Source organism: Marilutibacter chinensis (genome assembly GCF_021725675.1).
GTDB classification, from domain to species: domain Bacteria; phylum Pseudomonadota; class Gammaproteobacteria; order Xanthomonadales; family Xanthomonadaceae; genus Marilutibacter; species Marilutibacter chinensis.
In genome coordinates, this window is sequence record NZ_JAKJPO010000019.1 from 16,169 (window position 1) to 36,333 (window position 20,165).

Genomic DNA, 20,165 nt, shown 5'->3' on the forward strand with positions numbered 1-20,165 from the left:
CCGCAGACGATGACCGGACCGCCGCCACGCCCTCACAGGATCGCACTCGCCGACGACCAGGCGATCGTCCGCGCCGGACTGCGCGCGCTGCTCGAACGCCAGGGCATCGATGTCGTGTTCGAGGCCGACGATGGCCGGGAACTGGTGGAACGGCTGGCCGCGGCGCCGGTCGACGTGGTGCTCAGCGATATCCGCATGCCGGTGATGGACGGCATCGCCGCGGTGCGCGCACTGCGCGAGCGCGGCGATGCCACGCCGGTGCTGCTGCTCACGACCTTCGACGACAGCGAGCTGCCGCTGCAGGCGGCCGAGGCGGGTGCGCAGGGCTTCCTGCTCAAGGACGCCACGCCGCCGGACCTCTACGACGCGATCGTGCGCGTGGCCGCCGGCGAGACCCTGCTGCAGCCGGTCAGCACCCTGCCGGTGCGCACGCGCTACCAGTACCACGATGACAACCCGCCCAGCGAGCGCTTCAGCCAACGCGAGATCGCGATCCTGCGGCTGATCGCCGGCGGCTATTCGAACCGCGAGATCGCACGGGCGATGTTTCTCGCCGAAGGCACGGTCAAGAACTACGTCTCGTCGATCCTCGACAAGCTGGATACCCGCGACCGCACCCGCGCCGTGCTGAAGGCGATCACGCTGCGGGTGATCTGAGGCGTGCCGGCGGCGCCGGCGCGGGAGCCGGCCCCCTGCACCCGCCTTCACGACGAACGGGTAAGCTCTGCGCAACTTCACTGCCGGAACACCCGTTTGCCCAGCCTGCCAAGGATAGGAGCCCGCTGGCGCTGGCTGCGTCGCTGGCGCGCCCGCCATCTCGACGTCGACCGCCACGCAGTGGTCGAGCACGTCTGTGAGGCCGGCGCACTCGCGCCGCGTTACGTGTTCATGACGGTGATGTCCTGTGGCATTGCCACGCTCGGCCTGCTGCTGGGTTCGGCGGCGGTGATCATCGGCGCGATGCTGATCTCGCCGCTGATGGGGCCGATCGTGTCGATGGGCATGTCGCTGGCGACGTTCGACTTCCGTGCCCTGCGTTCGGCGCTGAAGGCGATCGGGGTCGGCGTCGCGGTATCGCTGCTGACCGCCATGGCGATCGTGCTCGTGTCGCCGCTGCGCGAACCGACCGAAGAGATCCTCGCCCGTACCGAACCCACCCTGTTCGACCTGCTGGTCGCGGTGTTCTCCGGTCTCGCCGGCGCCTACGCGACGATCACCCGCAAGGGCGAGACCATCGTCGGGGTTGCGATCGCGACCGCGCTGATGCCGCCCCTGGCCGTGGTCGGTTTCGGCACCGCGATCGGCAACGGCACGATCGCCGGCGGCGCCGCCTTCCTGTTCATGACCAACCTGCTGGCGATCGCGCTGTCGGTGACGATCATGGCGCGCTGGTACGGGTTTGGCGCCACAGACTCGCCGAAGCAGACCGCGTGGCAGGCCGCCCTGATCGTCGGCACCTTCGTGCTGCTGTCGATCCCGCTGGGCCTGGCCCTGCGCGAGATCGCCGCGCGCGGGGCGGTCGAGCGCACCGTGCGCACCACCCTCGACACCGCGGCACGCGAGATCGGCGGTCGCGTCACCACGCTGCGGGTCGACCGCGACGACCGCACCCTGCTGGTCGACGCGGTGTTGATGACGCCGACCTACCGGCCGCAACTCGCCGGCGAACTCGAGCGCACGCTGGAGTCGGCGATCGGGCAGCCGGTGGTGGTCAAGCTCAGCGAGGTGCTGACCGCCGACGTCGACGCCCAGGCGCGCGAGCAGGCCTCGGCGTCGCTGGCGCAGCTGCGCGACAGCGTGCAGCGCCTGCAGTCGGCCGCGCATGCGGACGCGGAAACGCGCACCGCCGGCGAACGCGCACTGGCCGAGCTGCGCGAGCGTGCGATCGGCCATTTCGGCCGCTTCGAGGTGCTGCAGGGCGGCGGCGAAGCGACCTGGCAGCTGCGACCGGAAGCGGGACTCGACCTGCATGCGTCCCGCCAGCTGGAAATCGCGCTGCACGATGGCGGTGCACGTCCCCGGGTCCGGATCGTACCCGCGCTGCAGCCGCTGCCGCTGATCGGCTTCGGCGACGACAGCGCCACGCTCGACGACGATGCGACCGGCTCGGTGCAGGACATCGCCTGGGCGCTGGAGCGCTGGCAGCTGGAGACGGTCGAGGTGACCGGCTATGCCGGCGGCGACCAGGCGCTGGCGACCGCCCGTGCCGAGGCGGTTGCCACTGCGCTCCGCGAGGCCGGCATCGACGTCGCCGCGGTCGCCGCGGCCGATCGCGATGAAGCGCGCTCGCTGATCGCGCGCGAGGGCAGCGCCGCGATCCGTGCGGCACGGGTGCAGGCCGTCACCAATTGAGCGTTCTTCCGGCGCCGCGCGCGGATGCGCTCAGGCCGACGGCGACCGGAGATGCAGGCAGGTCGCGGTGACCGGCCCGCCGCGGTCGCTGGCGCAGTGGCGGAACCCCAGCGGCAGGCCGCCGACGTCGCGATGCTCGCCGACCTGCAGTTCGAACTGCAGGCGCGGCGCGGCATCGTCGGCGCAGCGCACCACCGTATCGCCCAGCGCCGCCACGAGACCGCCACAGGCACCGCCGAATACAGCGTAATGGCACTGGCCGCTGCCACTGGCCAGGCATTCGAAGCGGGCGCGGCCGGGCATGGCCCGGGTACGGCTGTGGAAGTCCATCCCGCCGTCGCCGCCTTCGCGCTGCACGACCGTGGTGCCTGGCAAGTCGCCGCAGGCGGTCGCCAGACCGGTGAGGACGATCAGGATGAGGGCACGCATCAGCATGGTCGAATCCTTCCTCCGCGGACAGCCGGCCGCGATCGGATGTGTTTGAACGCGGCCGTCAATGGCGCGACGCCCACGTCGGAGGCCGCCGGGCGGGCCGGAGCGAACACGAAGCCCCGCACCCGCACGACATCCGGGCGGACCGCAGGGCCGCCGATCAGTGCGCACCGCTGTGGCCCGGAGTCGAAGTCATCTCCCGCAGCATCAGGTCCAGTTTCTGGATGTCCGCGGGATGTCCTTCTGGCTTGAACTGGCTGAAGACGAGGAACTCGAGGATGGAGTTGCCGTTGTCGCGCCGCGTGACCAGGACGAGGTCGTGGTCGCGGTCCACCAGCAGGAACTGGCCGCCCCATCCGTCCGCCTGGACGGTGTCGAGTTCCGAGTTCAGCCACCACGAGTAGCCGAAGCCGTCGTAAAACGCGCTGTCGGGCCGCGAATGGGGGGCGGTGCTGCGGTCCAGCCACTCCTTCGAAACGATCCGCTCGCGTCCCCAGATGCCGTCCCGCTGCACGAGCGTGCCGAGGCGGGCGAGATCGCGCGCGCTCATGTGGATGCGGTAGGTGCCGAAGTCCGAGCCCGAGTCGTCGCTGTCGTACAGGACGTGCTCCGGACTGAAATCCTGCATTCCCAACGGCACCGCCAGCCATGATTCCAGCGCCTGGCCGATCGACAGTCCGGTCTGGCGCTCGAAGACGACGCCGAGGACGTTGAAGTCCCAGTTGTTGTAGAAGTAGTGCTCGCCGGGCAGGAACTGGCCGCGCCGGGGCCGTCCATCCTTGATTTCCATCGTTTCCGCGCCGGACTGGAGATAGATGCCCGAGCGTGCCTGCAACAGCTGTTCGACCGTGGCCCGCTTCTCGGCGGCCGTCAGCGGGGTGCGGCTCTCGTCGATGCCCAGCTCATCCAGGGTCGCGTCCAGATCGATCAGGCCACGATCCCAGGCGATGCCGAACAGCAGGCTCATGACGCTCTTGCGGACCGAGGCGAGGTTCATCGGTACGTCGACCGCGCCCTGGCTCATCAACACCTGTCCGTCCCGGAGCGCGATGAATGCCTCGATCCCGTTCGTTTCGCTCCCGATCCAGGCGGCCAGCTTCCCGGCATCTCCGGCGGCAAGCGGTGCAGCCTTCATCGGAACGGGGTTCTGCGCCTTCGCCTGCCGGTCGATGAAAGGCCGGCAGCCCCACGCCAGCGCACCCACCACGATCGCCGATGAAACGAGTGCGGCCATCTTGTAGACGCTTCTTCTGCGCATGGATCCCCCTCCCTGCAATCCCGATGATCGAAGCCCCGTGGCAACGCCGACGCGGGTCAATGGCACCAGCGTAGGCATTGCCCTGCAGTCTGGAAGGGGGCCGGCGACGGACCGGGGCAGGAGGCGACGAAACAGCCGATGCGGGGCGCGAATGCCGGCCGGCCTCCCGTCGGCTACGGTCACATGGAAGACGATGCCGGTCCGGAAGTCCGCAAACACGATGCGCCCGCCGGCACCGACCGCGCACTGGCGCAGTGCCGGTAATCCAGCGGCAAGCCATCGACCTGGCGGCGCTCGCCGACCGCGAGGCTGAATCGCACCCGTGGCCCGGAGTCGGGCGCGCAATCGATCAGGTCGGTGTCCAGCGCTGCGGCCAGGCTGCCGCAGGAGCCGCCGAAGATGGCGTAGTGGCAACGGCCGCTGTCGCTGGCCAGGCACTCGACGTACGCCATCGTCGGCAGCAGGCGGATGCGGCTGTGGAAAGCCTCGCCGCCCCCGGCGTCGATGTTCCGCACCTCGTGCCGGCTGCCTGGGCCGTCGACGCAACCGGTCAGCACCAGTGCGATCAGCGCCAGGGCGACCGGAGCGGGGTGGGCGGGACGACAGGACGCGGAACGCATGGAGAATCCTTCCTTCGCAGCAACGGGTCTGGATGATCCGGCATGGCCGAGACTCATCCGGCGGACTACATGTGTTTGAACAGGGCCATGAACGGCGCGCTGACCGCGAGGGTTTCCTCGCGGTTGCGCAGGCGCAGGGTGCCGCGGCCGCTGTCGTCGCGGACGATCGCGGCGACCGCGCGCAGGTTGACGATGGTCGAGCGGTGGACCTGCTTGAACACGGTCGGGTCGAGCACCTGCAGCAGATCGCGGATCGGCTTGCGGATCAGCGCTTCGCCGTCGGCGGTGACCACCACCGTGTACTTGTGGTCGGCACGGAAGTAGACGACGTCGTCGACCAGGATCAGCCGGGTTTCGCGGCCGGCGCTGGCGGTGATCCAGGTCAGCGGCTCGGCCGGGCCGAACGCGGCGCCCTTCATCCGCGCGGCCAGCGCGTCGAGCAGGGCGGCATCGAGCGCGACCCCCGGCTGGCTCTGCAGCCGGCGCACGGTCGCGTCCAGCCGCTCGAGGTCGACCGGCTTGAGCAGGTAGTCGACCGCGCCGTGTTCGAAGGCCTCGACCGCGTACTGGTCGTACGCGGTGATGAAGACGATGCGGGTCGCCGGGCTGGCCTCGGCGGCGGCGGCGGCGACGTCGAGCCCGGTCAGGCCCGGCATGCGGATGTCGAGGAAGGCGACCGCCGGCTGCAGCTCCGCGATCGCGTCCAGCGCGCTGGCGCCGTCCTCGCATTCGGCGACGATCTCCAGCTCCGGCCACGCCCGCAGCAGCTGGTCGACCAGCGACTGCCGCAGCAGCGCTTCGTCCTCGGCGACGATGGCGGTGGCCGGGGCGCCGGCGCGCGAGGGCGCTTGCGGCATCGGATTCGGACGCGGATCACTCATGGTCGGTCACCTCGTCGCGGGCGCTGCGGACCGGCGCCGTGCGGGTCGCCGGAGACGCGACCGCACCCGGCGGCAGGACCAGCGGGACGGTGATCGTCGCCGCCACCCCGTGCGGGAAGTTGGCCACCACCGACAACTGGGCGGCCGTGTCGCCGTAGACCAGGCGAAGGCGTTCGCGGACGTTCTTCAGGCCGATCCCGGTGCCCGCGGTCTGGCGGCGGCCTTCGTCGGTGCTGAAGCCGATCCCGTCGTCGGCGACGGTGACCGCCAGCTTGCGTTCGCTGGCGCGCGCCAGCAACCAGACCGTGCCGCCGCCGGGCTTGGGCTCCAGGCCGTGCTTGATCGCGTTCTCGACCAGGGTCTGCAGCATCATCGGCGGCAACGGGATCGCGCGCAGGTCGTCGGGCACGTCCAGTTGCACCTGCAGGCGCGGGCCCATCCGCAGCTTCAGGATCTCCAGGTAGGCCTGCGAGCGCTCGAGCTCGTCGCCGAGGGTCGAGATCGACTCGTCGGTGCGCGGCAGCGAACGCCGCAGATAGTCGATCAGGTGCCCGAGCATCAGGTCGGCGCGCTGCGGGTCGTGCCGTGTCAGCACCTGCGCACTGGCCAGGGTGTTGTAGAGAAAGTGCGGTTCGACCTGCGCGTGCAACAGGCTCAGCTTGGCCACGGTCAGCTCCTTTTCGGTCGCGGTCTGGCGGGCGGCGGCCTGTTCGCTGCGGCGGCGCTCGGACACGCGACGGGTGATCGCCCGGGTGATCGCCTCGGCGTTCTCCAGGTTGGTGCCGTCGTCGACCCGGAACCAGTCGTTCCAGGCGTCGCTCTCCGGTTCGCAGATCAGGGTCGCGCTGCTGACCGCGTCGCCCGGGGTGATGGTCGCGAGGATGCGGTTGCGGCGGGTGCGGAACAGGCCATTGAAGAAACGGCCGACCCGGACAGTCCAGTCGCTGTCGACGTCCGGCGACTGCGGCCCGCAGGTGCGGGCCCGTACCTGCAGGCTGTCGCGGGCGCTTTCCACATCCTGCACGTACGGCAGTTCGCGGATCGCCGCGTCCAGCACCGCGAACGCCTCGTCGGCGTCGAGCGGGATCTCGACCTGGCGGCGCTGGCGGTTGGAGACGGTGGCCGCGTCGAGATGGCCGGCGATCATCCGCACCCGGCGCAGGTGCGAGAAGCCGAGGGTGACCACGAACACGGCCGCAAGCACGTACAGGAAGAAGAACGGCAGCACGTCCGGCAGCGGCAGCGAATCCCAGACCATTCCCGCCAGCAGGAACAGCAGACCCCAGGCGAGCAGGCGGCGGGCGATGAAGACGAGCTGCAGGGACATGGCGGAGGCGGGTACGGGCGGGTGGTGGACCGAGCATAGCGAGCGCCCCGGCACCCGGAAGAGGCGGGGCGACGAACCGGGGCCCGGGGCGACCAAACAGGGGATGCGCGGAACGAGCCGGAGGTTGCAAGCGCCGCCCGCGGCGGCGGTGCGCACCGCGGGCGGGTTCAGGCGGGGTCGACGCCCATCGCCTCGAAGTAGGCCTGCAGCCCGCGCGTGCGCTCGTCGGCGAAGACCTCGCCGGTGCCGCGGTACTCGACGATGCGGTCGGGACGGAAGTTGCGGAAGTCGCCGCGCAGCCGGCACCACGCCCCGAGTGTCCAGCTACCGCCCCAGAACGCCAGGCACAACGGTTCGATCTCGCGCGCGCTGGCACGGCCGCCTTCGTCGCGGTAGTCGATCCGCAGCACCTGCCGCGCGGTGACCGCGTCGTGCAGCGCGTCGATGATGCCGCTGGTCTCCAGCCGTTCGACCTCGGGGGCGAAGATCCGCGAGCGATCGGTGCTCGCGCGCAGCTCCGGCGGCAGCACCGCCTCGATCTTCAGCAACGCGGTGGTCGCACCGCGCCCCAGCCGCTCGCCGCCGAACGCGCGGACGAAGCGCGAACCGACCACCAGGGCTTCGAGCTCGTCGGGCGTGAACATCAGCGGCGGGATGTCCGAGCCCTTGCGCAGCAGGTAGCCGACCCCGGCCTCGCCCTCGATCGGCACGCCGGAGCGTTGCAGGTCGGCGACGTCGCGATAGACCGTGCGCAGCGAGACCTCGAGGGTCTCGGCCAGGCGTTGTGCGGTGATGGCATTGCGACGGCCACGCAGGGCATGGATCAACAGGAACAGTCGGTCGGCGCGTCGCATGCGGCATCTTCGCAGGCAGATCGGGCCGGCTCAATCGCGGCACACAGGGACGGGACGAGGTGGATCGCGACGGCGACCGGCGCGCGGACGGATGCGCTCACGATGCCCCTCCTTCCAGGCCGGCACCGGCAGACTGCGCCAGCCACACGCGCCCGCCATGCCGCGACCGACGCACCGGAGCCACCGGCGATATCACGCCGGCCGGCACCAGCGCATGGGCGCCGCGCGCCATGCTGATCGCCGCGGCATTCAATCCTTGCTGGAAGTTCCGCCACCATCTCACGGACCGGCTCATGGTCCTGCTCCTGCAACGTGCCCATCGCACACCGACAGCCTGCGCCAGCGCTGCTGCCAGCCTGATGGCAGCAATCCCGGCCGGTCGGCCTCGCCCGTCGACGCCACGTTGATGAGGATGAACCCGCAACGAACGAGATCCTGCTTCCGGCGATGCGGCGCACCGCCTGTCATCTGTCGATCCCAGACTGCCCGCGCCTGCCCTGCGACGGCGGCGCGCCCACCCGTCTCACTCCCTGCAAACGCCGACGGACAGCATCGCGTCATGAACGACATCCACGAACCCGAAAGCCGCGCACGCCTGCGCGAAGCCCACCTGCGTACCGAAGTCACCCTGTCGCTGATCCGTCGCCACGCCGGCGGCGGCCTGGATCCGCACCTGGAGCGCCAGCTCGATCATCACCAGCGCACGCTTCGCGGCCTGCTTGGTCGCGAAGCCGACCTGGCCAGTACCGCGATCGATGCGGCCAAGCGGGCATTGACCGCGGCCGATCCGGCCGCGCCGCTGCTGATGCTCGAAATGGCCCGCGAGGCGTTGGCCGCGGGGGTGCGCCGCCAGCTCGCAGGTCCCGGCCGCAAGGCCGCCTAGCGACCGTCATCGAAGCCACGGGCCGGTCGCTCGTCTCGACGGCTCCGTGGCCGGGCGAGGCTCGGAGCGACGAGCCTGCTGCTGTCCTCCGACTCCCTGTCGGGCACCGCGTTGGCGACGCTCGCCTCCCCGCCCCGGGCCCGCGCGCGATTCACTGCCGCCCGATCCGTCGCCGGCTGAAACCGCGTGATCGAGGGCGTCCCTGTCGTGGCGCTCAGTCCGCCGGAAAGAACACACCGATCGAAAGCCCGCCTTTCGACAGCCTGCCGTTCGAATGCCCGCCATCCGCCGGGCCGCGTGGCCCCAGGCCGTCGGCGATCGTGATCGTCGCGCCGTGGGTGCGCGCGATCCGGGCGACCAGCGACAGGCCGATGCCGCTGCCGCCGCTGCCGGTGCCATTCGGAGCGCGATAGAAGCGGTCGAAGATGCGTGCGCGGTCCTCCGCATCCGGCACACCGGGACCGTCATCGGCCACGCTCAATACCAGCCCGCACACGCCGTCGCGCCATTCGCGCCGGCAGGCGACCGTGATCTGGCCACCTTCGCCGGCATAGCGGACCGCGTTGTCGATCAGGTTGCGCAACAGGATGCCGAGCTGGTCGACGTCGCCGCGGATCGTGCCCGGCTCGGTGCACAGGCTGATCCGTTGGCCACGTTCGCGCGCGAGGGCTTCGAAATCGCGCACCACGATCACCACCAGCGAGGCCAGTTCGACCGACGCCAGCGTCGACGCGGTGGTGCCGGCATCGAGCCGGGCGAGGTCGAGCAGCTGCTCCGACAGCCGCGTGCTGCGCTGCACGCCGGCACTGAGCCGGCGCAGGGCCAGGTCGCGCTCCTCGTCGCTGCCGGCGCGGCGGGCGACGTCGGCGTGCGCGCTCAACACCGCCAGCGGCGTGCGCAGCTCGTGGGCGGCGTCGGCGATGAAGCGGCGTTCGTTCTGCACCGCCTGGTCGACCCGGGTCAGCTGCTCGTTGAAGGCCGCCACCAGCGGCATGAACTCGCGCGGCAGGTCCGGCGCCTGCAGCGGGGTGAGGTCCAGCGGCGGCCGCGACTGCAGCGTTTCGCGCAGCGCGGTGATCGGTCGCAGCGAACGGCCGATCACCAGCCAGACCATCAGCACGAACAGCGCGAAGATCAGCGCCGCGGCGTACAGCGTCTTCACCATCAGACCCCACAGCTCGCTGGCGATCATCTGCTTGGAGCGCCCGACCTGTACGACCAGGCCGCGGCCGGGATCGGACAGGCTGTAGACATGCCATTGCTCGTCGCCGATCCGGCGCCGTGCGAAACCGTCGCGGAAATCCGGCTTCAGCGGCTCGTACGGCGCCGCCACCGAGTAGACCACGTTGCGGCCGTGCAGCCAGACCTGGTAGCTCATCTTGTGGTCGAACCCGGCCAGGTCGCGGCGACCGGCGGCAGGCGCGGCCTCGGCCGGGGGCCGGGTCGGCAGCCGCTCCAGGCCTTCGGGCATCGAGCCGAGGATCTGGGCGGCGATCTCGCGCAGCGAATCGTCCCAGAAGCCCGAGTGCGAGCGCGTCAGCTGCCAGGTCAGGCAGCCGAGCCAGATCAACCACGCGACCAGCACGCACTTCACCGCGACGAAGGTCAATCGCCAGCGCAGCGAACGCGTTCTCATGCGTCGTTCCCGTTTCCGTTCCCGCTGCCGCCGTTGATGCGGTAGCCGTAGCCGTGCACGGTCGCGATCAGCGACTCGCCGAGCTTGCGCCGCAGCTGGTGCACGTACACCGCGATGGTGTTGCTCTCGATCGTGCCCGAGCTGCCGTACACCGCCTCTTCCAGCTGTTCGCGACTGACCACGCGGCCGGCGCGCTCCATCAGCAGCATCAGGGTACGGAACTCGTGCTGGCTCAGCGCGACCGGGGTGCCGTCGCGGGTGACCTCGCGCCGCGACGGATCGAGCACGACATCGGCACAGCTCAGCACCGGCGACACCCGGCCGAGGCTGCGGCGTATCACCGCGCGCAGCCGCGCGTACAGCTCGTCGGGCTGGAACGGCTTGACGATGTAGTCGTCGGCACCGGCATCCAGTCCGCTGATGCGGTCGCTGAGCTGGTCGCGCGCGGTGACGAGCAGTACCGGCGTGGTGTCGTAGCGCGCGCGCAGCGCCTGCAGTACGCCCAGGCCGGAACCGCCGGGCAGACCCAGGTCCAGCAGCACCGCGCCATAGGCATGGTCGACCAGCACGGTGCGGGCCTGCGCCGCATCGACGACCCAGTCCACCTCGAAGCCCTGCTGCACCAGCCCGGCGCGCAGCGCCTCGGCCAGCATCGGGTCGTCTTCCACCAACAGCAGGTTCGTCTCCATCGTCGTCGCCATCCCGTCATGCCGAATGCACTGTGCCGCCGCGCGATTAAAGAGTTCTTAAAACCCGCTGTGCACGCTGGCTCCGCCCCCAACGCCGTGGAGCCCTACGATGTCCCTGTCGCTTCGTCCCGTTCCGAGCGTATTGATCCTAACCCCGCTGCTGGCCGGATGCGCCAGCATTCCCCGCAGCGATACGCCGGCCGCGGCGCTCGCGCGGCTGGACTGCACCGCACTCGCCGGCGAGCACGCGCAGGCCCTGCAGTCGCGCGAAGCCGCGCTGCGGGCGCGCAGCGGATCCTGGAAAGCGGTGCTGCCGGTCGCGATCGGCATCCGCTATGCCGCCGCCAATGCCGCGGTCGCGGACGCCGACGACCGGCTGGCGCTGATTGCAACGCACCGGCGCGATGCCGGCTGCCTGCCGACCGTGGACTCCGCCGCCGTCAGCGATCCCGCGGATCCGACCACCGGCACTGCCGCCGACGGAGCGGCCCTCCCGTCGGCCAGCGCCCTTACCGGCACCGGGAGCGACCAGTGAATGCCATCACCGCCGTAACCGCCACCGACATCCGGGTGCATGCGGTCACCCGCGAGGACACCGCGGTCCTGCTGCAACTGTGCGAGGAACATCACCGGCGCGTCGCCGCACAACGCCTGCCATACGGCCAGGCCCGCGAATCGACCCTGGAGCTGCAGGAGGCGCTGTTCGAACCGCCGCTGCGCGCATGGGCCTGGCTGGCCACGCATGGCAGCGATGCGCACGACGGCGAAGCGCTCGGCTATGCCGCCGCGACGGTCGGGTTCTCGATGCTCGAACGCGGCTATGTGTTCCAGCTCGACAGCCTGTACGTACGCGCGCCCTGGCAACCGCGCGAGGTCGCCGACGCGCTGTTCGCACAGGCCCGGGCGATGGCCCGGCAGCTGGACTGCGTGAACCTGCAGTGGCGTGCCGCGCCGTGGTGGTGCGACGCGGCGCGCCCGGGTGCGCCGCGCCACGCGATCCGCGTCGACGGCGAGCACTACGTGCTGGCGCTGGCGTCGGGCTAGTGCCTGTCTCCGCCCTTCCCAGCGCGCCGCGCCGGCGTGGCCGCCTGCGGCTGCGCTGGCTTCTCCTCATTACGGTGACGACCACGATGGCCTACCTGAGCCTGGGCGCATGCAGCAGCACGCCCTATCCCCATTCGCCGCAGTTCCGCGACGGCGCCTTCCGCAATCCGGTGACGCCGGCGCAGCCGAAAGGCTGGCGCGACACCCTGGCCACGATCCGCCGCTTCATCTTCGAAAAGCCCGTCGACGCGACCCCACCGGCACCGCCGCCGGTGCTGCCGCTGACCCGCGCCCGGCTGCTGGCCGCGCCCGACGCCTCGCTGTTCCGGCTCGGCCATTCAACCGTGCTGATCAAACTCGACGACGTTTTCTGGCTGACCGACCCGGTGTTCTCCGAGCGCGCGTCGCCGGTGCAGTGGGCCGGCCCGAAGCGCTTCCATGCGCCGCCGATCGACATCGCCGAACTGCCGCCGCTGCAGGGCGTGATCCTGTCGCACGACCATTACGACCACCTCGACCGTGCCGCGGTGCAGGCGCTGGCGGAGAAGACCACGCAGTTCCTCGCCCCGCTCGGGGTCGGCGACCTGCTGGTCGAGTGGGGCATCGACCCCGACAAGATCGTCCAGCTGGACTGGTGGGAAGAAGTCCGGATCGGCAACCTGCGCCTCGTGGCGACGCCGGCCCAGCATTTTTCCGGCCGCCGCCCGTTTACCGAGAACCCGACCCTGTGGGCGTCGTGGGTGATCGTCTCCGAGCGCGACGACCTGCGCCTGTTCTTCAGCGGCGACAGCGGCTACTTCGATGGCTTCCGTGCAATCGGCGAACACTACGGACCGTTCGACATGACCCTGCTCGAATGCGGCGCCTACGACGCCTCCTGGAGCGGCGTCCACATGCATCCCGAGCAGACCCTGCAGGCGCATCTCGACCTGCGCGGCCGCTGGCTGCTGCCGGTGCACAACGGCACCTTCGACCTTGCCCTGCACGGCTGGAGCGATCCGCTGGAACGGATCGCCGCGCTCGCCGGCGAACACCGGGTGCGGCTTGCCACGCCGATGTTCGGCCAGGCGGTCGCGATCCGGCAGCCGCAGCCCGGCCCGGCGTGGTGGCTGCAGTCGGCGGCGCAGGCGGCCACGGCACTGCCGGGCGACCGTGGACGCGTGCCCGCCGCCGGCCGGTGAACACCGCTCCGGCAAGGCCAGGAAGATGTCCGGGCGCCTTCGGCCCCGCAGCCGGAATGCCCGTGTAGCGCGCGCGGTCCGGCACCCGGTTGAAGCGTCTGGCCGGGGCTCCCCGACCTGGCCCCTGTCCCCGGCATCGTGAGGAAGTGGATCGGGTTGAGCGGGCTCTTTGCCGCTGCCCTTCATAACGCCTGGAAGAACAGCACTCGGTGCACTCGCGCCTGCGGTATTCGCCCCCAGCCCTTCCCGCCCGCCGGCCAGGGGACCGGGGCCGCCCAGGCCGCCCTTAGAGTCAGGCCGCGTCATCGGCGACAATGGCACCCCTTTTCGCCGCGGTGCCGTTCATGTCCACCCCTTCGCCCCAGCAGGCCTCCCCGTCCCCCATCTCGCTGACCCGCCATCTGCTGGAAGAACAGCGCGCCGGCCGCATCAACGCCGACCTGCGCCTGCTCATCGAAGTCGTCGCCCGCGCCTGCAAGAGCATCTCGATCGCGGTCGGCAAGGGCGCACTGGGGGGCGTGCTCGGCGACGCCGGCAGCGACGGTGCGGCCAGCATCAACGTGCAGGGCGAGGCGCAGAAGAAGCTCGACGTGCTCAGCAACGAGATCCTGCTGGAGGCCAATGCCTGGGGCGGCCATCTCGCCGGCCTTGCCTCGGAGGAGATGGATCATTCAGTGCCGATCGCGGACATGCACTCCGATGCCTACCCGCGCGGCAACTACCTGCTGCTGTTCGATCCGCTGGATGGCAGCTCCAACATCGACGTCAACATCTCGGTCGGCACCATCTTCTCGGTGCTGCGCTGCCCCGAGGGCGTGACCACGCCGGGCGATGCGCACTTCCTGCAGCCGGGCACCGACCAGGTCGCCGCCGGCTACTGCACCTACGGGCCGAGCACGATGCTGGTGCTGACGATCGGACACGGCACCCACGCATTCACCCTCGACCGCGAGATCGGCAGTTTCGTGCTGACCCAGCGCGGGATGACGATCCCGGAGGAAACGAAGGAATTCGCGGTCAACATGTCGAACCAGCGCTTCTGGGAGGCGCCGATGCAGGCCTATGTCGGCGACCTGCTGAAGGGCCGGGAGGGCCCTCGCGGCAAGGACTTCAACATGCGCTGGGTCGCCAGCATGGTCGCCGACGTGCACCGCATCCTGACCCGCGGCGGCATCTTCAGCTATCCGCTCGACAGCAAGTGCGCGGCGAAAGGCGGCAAGCTGCGGTTGATGTACGAGGCCAATCCGATGGCCTTCCTGGTCGAGCAGGCCGGCGGCGCCGCCAGCACCGGGCGCCAGCGCATGCTCGAGATGCAGCCGACCGGCCTGCACCAGCGCGTGCCGGTGTTCCTCGGCTCGAAGGCCGAGGTCGAGGCGGCAGTGCGCTACCACCGCGAGCACGACCTTCAGGGGCAGGACGCCGGCTGAACCCTTTGGCACGGGGATCATTGCAAGCCCCGGGTGCGCTGCGCTTACCCGGGCTGCGGGAGCCTGTCCCATAAGCGTAAGCCGCGATGGGGCGTCATGGGATGGCCCGGGGATCGCGGCTCACACGGCTCCTACGGCATGGAGGCGTGTGACCCCTCCCCCTGAGTCGGGGGGCGATTCGCGCGCAGCGCGAATACGGGGTGGAGGCGCAACGGCGGGGCCCGAGGTTTGTGCAGCAAGCGTTGGGGATTCCCGGGCGCAGCCCGGGGATCACGGCATTTGACGCGGGGTCGGCCGGCCATGCGAGGATGCCGGTCCCGATCACCTGATCGCCCGCTGATCCGCGCCTGTTCCGCGGACGCCGCTTGCCCATGGCCGATGCATCTCCCGCCAACGCCGACTTCATCGAGGTCTTCCCCGACGCGCTTGGCCGCGAACAGTGCGACGCCCTGGTCCAGCGCTTTCTCGGCAGCGGCGCCGATGCCCCCGGCCTGGTCGGCGGCGGCCATCGGCCGGAACTGAAGGACAGCCGCGACATCACCCTGGCCGGCAAGCCCGAGTGGCGCGATGCCGAGGCCATGCTCAACACGGCCGTGTTCAAGGGCCTGATGGCCTATCTGCGGCGCTACCCGTACACCCTGATCGCACCGCTGATGCTGGAGGTCGCAGGCGAGAATGGCGGCCGCCACCGGCTGACCGCCGAGCGGCTGCAGGCGATGGACGATGCCGCCCTGGCCGGGATCGTGCAGACCGTGCTGCGCCCGGGCGCAATCAACCTGCAGCGCTATGCCGGAGGTCGCGGCGGCTACCCGTACTGGCACTGCGAGCTGTTCCCGCGCGATGCCGGGGGCGAAACCCTGCACCGGCACCTGCTGTGGACGATCTATCTCAACGACGGCTTCGACGAGGGCGAGACCGAGTTCCTCCACCAGCAGCGCAAGATCGTGCCCAAGGCCGGCAGCCTGCTGATCGCCCCGGCCGCGTTCACCCACACCCACCGCGGCAACCGGCCGCAGGGTTCGGACAAGTTCATCGCGACCAGCTGGGTGCTGTTCCAGCGTGCCGAAGCGCTGTTCGGCGGCGGCCGCGGCGCCAGCGGCTGAACCGGCCGCGGTGGCGGCGCCTCAGCCGCCGTGCTGCGGCTGGTTCAGCACCAGCCAGTACAGGCCAACCTGCTTGACCGCCCAGACGAACTGCTCGAAGTCGACCGGCTTCTGGATGTAGCTGTTCACGCCCAGCGCGTAGCTGGTGTCGACGTCGAGCGGTTCCGCGCTGGTGGTCAGCACCACCACCGGCAGCGCCCGGGTGATCTCGTTCTCGCGGATCGCCTGCAGCACCTCGCGGCCGTCGACCTTGGGCAGGTTGAGGTCGAGCAGCACGATCGACGGCAGGTTGTGGGGGTCGCGGCCGGCATGGGCGCCGCGCGCGAACAGATAGTCCAGCGCCTCCACGCCGTCCTTCGCCACCAGAAGCCGGTTGGCGACGTTCGCCTCGTCGAACGCGATGCGCGCAAGCTCGGCATCGTCTGGGTTGTCTTCGACGAGCAGGATCACCTTCTCCATCAATACGTTTCTCCATGAGCGGGCTCGGTGGTTCCGGGCGCGCCCCCTGATGATGCCATCGATACGCCTGCCGCCCGCACCGGCAGCTCGATCGTGATCGTGCTGCCCACCTCCGGGGTGGACTCGGCACGCACGCGACCGCCATGGCGCCGGGCGATGCGATGGGCGATCGCGAGGCCAAGGCCATGGCCGCCTCCCTGGTCGGGACCGTGCAGGCGCTGGAACGGTTCGTAGAGCTTGTGCGCATAGCGCATGTCGAAGCCGCAGCCGTTGTCGCGCACCCGCAGCTGCAACCGCGGACCTTCGTCGGTGTCGACGATTCCGCCCTCGATCTCGATCAGCGGTCGGCTCCGGTCGCGGGTGAACTTCCAGGCGTTGTTGATGACCTCGTCGAGCATCATCTTCAGCAGGCGCTCGTCACCTTCGATCCCGAGGCCGGGCTGGATCCGCACCTGCACGGTCCGCGCCGGGTCGGCGTCCTGGCGCTCGGCGCAGGCCCAGTCGGCGAGCAGGCTCAGGTCGACCGGCCGGATCCGCAGCTCGGCACGGGTCGCCTGCGACAGCCGTCCGAGCGCCGAAAGAAGGTCCGACATCCGGGTCGCCGCCGAGCGGATCCGCTCCAGGTGGTCGCGCGAGGCGTCGTCGAGCCGATCCTCGAGATTGCGCGCCAGGCGCTCGGAAAAGCTCTCGATGGCCCGCAACGGTGCGCGCAGGTCATGGGTCACGGCGTCGGCGAATAACTGCAGCTGGCGGTGCGAAACCTCCAGCTCGGCGCCGTGATGCTCGACCCGCGCCCGCAGGCTGGCCTCGCGGGCCAGTTCGTCGCCGATGTCGCGGATCTGGGCCAGCAGGCCCAGCGGCTGGCCGTCGTGGTCGCGCAGCAGCGCGACATTGATGTGCGCGTGCAGGACCGAGCCGTCGCCGCAGACATAGCGCCGGCGCTGGTCGAGCATGTCGTCGGGCCGCCGCATCAGCTCGCGGACGAACTCGATGCAGACCTCGACCTCGTCGGGGTGGACGATCTCCAGGTACGGCCGCCCGACCAGCCAGCTCTCGTCGTAGCCGAGCATCCGGCACAGCGCCGGATTGACCTCCTGCATGCGTCCGTCCAGGTCGGCCAGGGCCATGCCGATGCCCGACGCCGCCATCACCAGGCGGAGAGCATCGTCACCCGGCAGGCGTGAGAGCAAGGCGGACATCGTTGGGGCGGATTACATTGCGTCGGGGCCGCAGTGTAACGGCCGGCCGTGATGGGCCGGTGCAGGCGGGTGACCTGCCACGGTTCGCTGCCGGCGTCCGTGAATGCGGGCCCCGCCTTTTGCCGCACAATGTCACCCATGGACGTCCTCTCGCCCGGCTTCATCCAGCTCGTCGCCTCGCAGGTTTCCTGGCAGCAGATCGTGTTCCTGCTGATCCTGGCCGGCGCGCTGTACCTGTTCGTCAGCGAGCGCCTGCGCGTCGACGTGACCGCGATGCTGACCCTGCTGGTGCTGGTGCTGACCGGCGTGCTGGACTCGCGACAGGCCCTGTCCGGCTTCGCCAGCGAGCCGGCGATCATCGTCGCCGCGGTGTTCGTGATCTCCGGCGGGCTGGCCGCGACCGGCATCACCGAACGGATCGGCCAATGGATCGGCCGGGTCAGCGGGCGCACCGAGAGCCGGGCGATCTCGGTGGTGATGCCGGTGGTGGCGGCACTGTCGTCGTTCACCCACCATGTGATGGTGACGGCGATGATGCTGCCGATCCTGACCCGTTTCGCGCGTTCGCGCGGACTGTCGGCGTCGCGCCTGCTGATGCCGATGTCGTTCGCCGCCTCGCTCGGCACCACCCTGACCCTGGTCAGCGCGCCGGCCTTCCTGCTGGCCAACAACCTGATCAAGCGTACCGGTGCCGAAGGCCTGGGCATCTTCTCGATCACCCCGATCGGCATCGCCCTGGTGTTCATCGGCATGGTCTACATGCTGCTGACCCACTGGCTGCTGCCCAAACGCGGCAGCGATGCCGGCGACGACGAGTACATGCGCCTGGACCGCTACCGCACCGAGCTGCTGGTGATCGAGGGCTCGCGCTGGAGCACGCGTCCGCTGGCAGACCTGCAGAAGGCCCTCGGCGATCGTTTCCGCCTGATCGGCTGGATGCGCGACGGCAAGCTGCGCAAGGACCTGGGGCCGGCCAGTCCGCTGATCAGCGGCGACGTGCTGCTGGTCGAGGCCTCGGCCGATGCGCTGGCGTCGCTGCACGACGATCCGGGCCTGGACCTGAACGCTGTCGCACGCTTCGGCGATACCGTCACCGGCGACGGCGAAGCCCAGCTGGTACAGGCGGTGGTCGCGCCGGGCTCCGAGTTCATCGGCCACTCGGTGCGCGAGCTCGATTTCTCGCGGCGCTTCCACGCGGTCATCGCGGGCCTGTGGCGGCGCGACGGCAGCATTTCCCCGCGCATCGCCGACGCCCGCCTGCGCGAGGGCGACCTGCTGGTGCTGTGGGGCAAGTCGGCACGCTTCGCCGAACTTGCGGCCCACCACGGCTTCCTGATGCTGGTGCCGTTCGCCGGCGAGGCCAAGCGCCGGGTCCGCGCGCCGCTGGCGCTGATGGTGATGGCCGCGACCGTGCTGGCAGCGGCGACCGAATGGCTGCCGGTGCCGCTGGCCTTCCTGCTCGGTGCGGTGGCGATGGTCGCGACCCGCTGCGTCGACATCGAACAGGCCTACCGCGAGATCGACGTGCGCATCTTCGTGATGATCGCCGGCGTGATCCCGCTCGGCATCGCGATGGAACAGACCGGCACCGCCGCGCTGATGGCACGCGGGCTGCTGCACGTGGTCTCGGACTGGTCGCCGCTGGCGGTGCTGCTGGTGGTGTTCGCCGCCGCCGGGCTGCTCACCCAGATCCTGTCCGACGCGGCCACCACCGTGCTGCTGGGGCCGATCGCGATCTCGCTGGCGCAGTCGCTGGGCCTGCCGCCGACGCCGTTCGTGGTCTGCACCGCGCTGGGTGCGGTGGCCTCGTTCCTGGTCCCGATCGGCCACCACGGCAACCTGCTGATCCTCGGCCCCGGCCAGTACCGCTTCAGCGACTTCATCCGCATCGGTCTGCCGCTGACGATGATGCTCGCCTTCACCAGCGCATGGCTGGCGCGCTGGCTGTGGCTGGACGGGCCGTTGTTGCCGGCGGGGTTCGGTGGGATCTGAGCGCGGCGGCGATCACCCCGGAAAAGCCGCGATGCGCGCCATCGATGCCGAGCACTACCTGCTGGAACTGAAGCTCAAGCGCGACAAGATCGCATCGTTCGAGCGCTACCCGTTCTCGCTGCCGGTGGTGCGCCACCTGCATGCGCTGGAGCTGCACCCGAAGGTCACCTTCATCATCGGCGAGAACGGCAGCGGCAAATCGACCCTGCTCGAAGCGGTCGCCATCGCCTGGGGCTTCAACCCCGAAGGCGGCACCCGCAACTTCAATTTCAGCACCCGCGCCTCGCACTCGGTGCTCAACGAGTACCTGACCCTGGTCAAGGGCGTGCGCCGCCCCCGCGACGGCTTCTTCCTGCGCGCGGAGAGCTTCTTCAACGTCGCCACCGAGATCGAACGGCTGGACGAAGGCCCCGGCGGAGGACCGATCATCGACTCCTACGGCGGCATCCCGCTGCACCAGCAATCGCACGGCGAGTCGTTCTTCGCGCTGATGACGAACCGCTTCGGCGGCAACGGCCTGTACGTGCTGGACGAACCGGAAGCGGCACTGTCGCCGCAGCGGCAACTGGCAATGCTAGCGCGCCTGCACCAGCTGGTGCGGACGAACTCCCAGTTCGTGATCGCCACCCACTCGCCGATCCTGATGGCCTACCCGGATGCCTGCATCTACCAGATCGGCGACGACGGCCTGCAGCAGGTCGACTACGAGCAGACGGAGCACTACCTCGTCACCCGGGCCTTTCTCGCCAATCCGCGGCGGCAGCTCGATATGCTGTTGGGGTGAGGGACCTCTGCCGCCACCGATGGCTTCGTCCCAGATCGGGCATT

Annotated in this window: 21 protein-coding genes; 10 read left to right on the forward strand and 11 right to left on the reverse strand. The window is 70.1% G+C overall.

Annotated elements, in window-relative coordinates:
• Positions 1-9: 9 nt before the first annotated feature.
• Both L3V18_RS17860 and L3V18_RS17865 read left to right on the forward strand, forming a co-directional pair.
• Positions 10-657: a response regulator transcription factor gene (locus L3V18_RS17860; protein ID WP_237056766.1), complete on the forward strand. Its 648-nt coding sequence runs from the start codon at positions 10-12 to the stop codon at positions 655-657.
• A 96-nt stretch (positions 658-753) separates the two neighbouring features.
• Entirely contained in the window at positions 754-2,352 is a 1,599-nt protein-coding gene (locus L3V18_RS17865) for a DUF389 domain-containing protein (RefSeq protein WP_237056767.1), read from the forward strand.
• 30 nt (positions 2,353-2,382) lie between these two features.
• Here the strand turns inward: L3V18_RS17865 and L3V18_RS17870 are convergent, their stop codons facing one another.
• The 7 genes from L3V18_RS17870 to L3V18_RS17900 all read right to left on the reverse strand — a co-directional run bounded on the left by L3V18_RS17870 (position 2,383) and on the right by L3V18_RS17900 (position 8,019).
• Entirely contained in the window at positions 2,383-2,781 is a 399-nt protein-coding gene (locus L3V18_RS17870) for a hypothetical protein (protein WP_237056768.1), read from the reverse strand.
• A 163-nt stretch (positions 2,782-2,944) separates the two neighbouring features.
• Complete coding sequence (locus L3V18_RS17875; protein ID WP_237056769.1) at positions 2,945-4,042, reverse strand: serine hydrolase domain-containing protein; 1,098 nt, start codon at positions 4,040-4,042, stop codon at positions 2,945-2,947.
• A gap of 179 nt (positions 4,043-4,221) precedes the next feature.
• Positions 4,222-4,662: a hypothetical protein gene (locus tag L3V18_RS17880; RefSeq protein WP_237056770.1), complete on the reverse strand. Its 441-nt coding sequence runs from the start codon at positions 4,660-4,662 to the stop codon at positions 4,222-4,224.
• 65 nt (positions 4,663-4,727) lie between these two features.
• Positions 4,728-5,519, reverse strand: a complete 792-nt coding sequence (locus tag L3V18_RS17885; protein WP_237056866.1) for a LytR/AlgR family response regulator transcription factor — start codon at positions 5,517-5,519, stop codon at positions 4,728-4,730.
• Positions 5,520-5,535: 16 nt separating this feature from the next.
• On the reverse strand, positions 5,536-6,870 hold the full coding sequence (locus L3V18_RS17890; protein ID WP_237056772.1) for a histidine kinase: 1,335 nt from the start codon (positions 6,868-6,870) through the stop codon (positions 5,536-5,538).
• A 167-nt stretch (positions 6,871-7,037) separates the two neighbouring features.
• Positions 7,038-7,724, reverse strand: coding sequence for a helix-turn-helix transcriptional regulator (locus tag L3V18_RS17895; protein ID WP_237056773.1), 687 nt, complete (start codon positions 7,722-7,724; stop codon positions 7,038-7,040).
• A gap of 97 nt (positions 7,725-7,821) precedes the next feature.
• Positions 7,822-8,019, reverse strand: a complete 198-nt coding sequence (locus tag L3V18_RS17900) for a hypothetical protein (protein WP_237056775.1) — start codon at positions 8,017-8,019, stop codon at positions 7,822-7,824.
• 264 nt (positions 8,020-8,283) lie between these two features.
• On the opposite strand from L3V18_RS17900, the gene L3V18_RS17905 reads away from it, so the two are divergent.
• The gene (locus L3V18_RS17905; RefSeq protein WP_237056777.1) at positions 8,284-8,607 is read left to right on the forward strand and encodes a hypothetical protein; all 324 of its coding nucleotides are present in this window, start codon (positions 8,284-8,286) and stop codon (positions 8,605-8,607) included.
• A gap of 214 nt (positions 8,608-8,821) precedes the next feature.
• On the opposite strand, the gene L3V18_RS17910 is transcribed toward L3V18_RS17905, so the two are convergent.
• A complete protein-coding gene (locus tag L3V18_RS17910; RefSeq protein ID WP_237056779.1) occupies positions 8,822-10,243 on the reverse strand; it encodes an ATP-binding protein in 1,422 nt (473 codons plus the stop codon).
• The gene (locus tag L3V18_RS17915) at positions 10,240-10,932 is read right to left on the reverse strand and encodes a response regulator transcription factor (protein WP_237056781.1); all 693 of its coding nucleotides are present in this window, start codon (positions 10,930-10,932) and stop codon (positions 10,240-10,242) included. Before L3V18_RS17915 ends, L3V18_RS17910 begins: the two co-directional genes overlap by 4 nt.
• Before the next feature lie 109 nt (positions 10,933-11,041).
• On the opposite strand from L3V18_RS17915, the gene L3V18_RS17920 reads away from it, so the two are divergent.
• The 5 genes from L3V18_RS17920 (at position 11,042) to L3V18_RS17940 (ending at position 15,687) form a co-directional block, all read left to right on the forward strand.
• Positions 11,042-11,467 carry a hypothetical protein gene (locus tag L3V18_RS17920; protein ID WP_237056783.1) on the forward strand — a complete coding sequence of 142 codons (426 nt, stop codon included), beginning with the start codon at positions 11,042-11,044 and terminating at the stop codon, positions 11,465-11,467.
• Positions 11,464-11,976 carry a hypothetical protein gene (locus L3V18_RS17925; protein WP_237056785.1) on the forward strand — a complete coding sequence of 171 codons (513 nt, stop codon included), beginning with the start codon at positions 11,464-11,466 and terminating at the stop codon, positions 11,974-11,976. The genes L3V18_RS17920 and L3V18_RS17925 overlap by 4 nt, the downstream gene beginning before the upstream one ends.
• 86 nt (positions 11,977-12,062) lie before the next feature.
• Entirely contained in the window at positions 12,063-13,157 is a 1,095-nt protein-coding gene (locus L3V18_RS17930; protein WP_237056787.1) for an MBL fold metallo-hydrolase, read from the forward strand.
• A gap of 344 nt (positions 13,158-13,501) precedes the next feature.
• Positions 13,502-14,584 (forward strand): class 1 fructose-bisphosphatase, encoded by a 1,083-nt coding sequence (locus L3V18_RS17935; protein WP_237056788.1) that lies wholly within the window; start codon positions 13,502-13,504, stop codon positions 14,582-14,584.
• A 371-nt stretch (positions 14,585-14,955) separates the two neighbouring features.
• Positions 14,956-15,687, forward strand: a complete 732-nt coding sequence (locus L3V18_RS17940) for a 2OG-Fe(II) oxygenase (protein ID WP_237056790.1) — start codon at positions 14,956-14,958, stop codon at positions 15,685-15,687.
• A 21-nt stretch (positions 15,688-15,708) separates the two neighbouring features.
• Here L3V18_RS17940 and L3V18_RS17945 read toward each other — a convergent pair whose 3' ends face one another.
• Positions 15,709-16,146 (reverse strand): response regulator, encoded by a 438-nt coding sequence (locus L3V18_RS17945; RefSeq protein WP_237056792.1) that lies wholly within the window; start codon positions 16,144-16,146, stop codon positions 15,709-15,711.
• The gene (locus tag L3V18_RS17950) at positions 16,146-17,336 is read right to left on the reverse strand and encodes a sensor histidine kinase (RefSeq protein ID WP_237056795.1); all 1,191 of its coding nucleotides are present in this window, start codon (positions 17,334-17,336) and stop codon (positions 16,146-16,148) included. Before L3V18_RS17950 ends, L3V18_RS17945 begins: the two co-directional genes overlap by 1 nt.
• A 147-nt stretch (positions 17,337-17,483) precedes the next feature.
• On the opposite strand from L3V18_RS17950, the gene L3V18_RS17955 reads away from it, so the two are divergent.
• Both L3V18_RS17955 and L3V18_RS17960 read left to right on the forward strand, forming a co-directional pair.
• Positions 17,484-19,337 carry an SLC13 family permease gene (locus tag L3V18_RS17955; RefSeq protein ID WP_237056796.1) on the forward strand — a complete coding sequence of 618 codons (1,854 nt, stop codon included), beginning with the start codon at positions 17,484-17,486 and terminating at the stop codon, positions 19,335-19,337.
• A 31-nt stretch (positions 19,338-19,368) separates the two neighbouring features.
• Complete coding sequence (locus tag L3V18_RS17960) at positions 19,369-20,121, forward strand: AAA family ATPase (protein WP_237056797.1); 753 nt, start codon at positions 19,369-19,371, stop codon at positions 20,119-20,121.
• Positions 20,122-20,165: the final 44 nt, after the last annotated feature.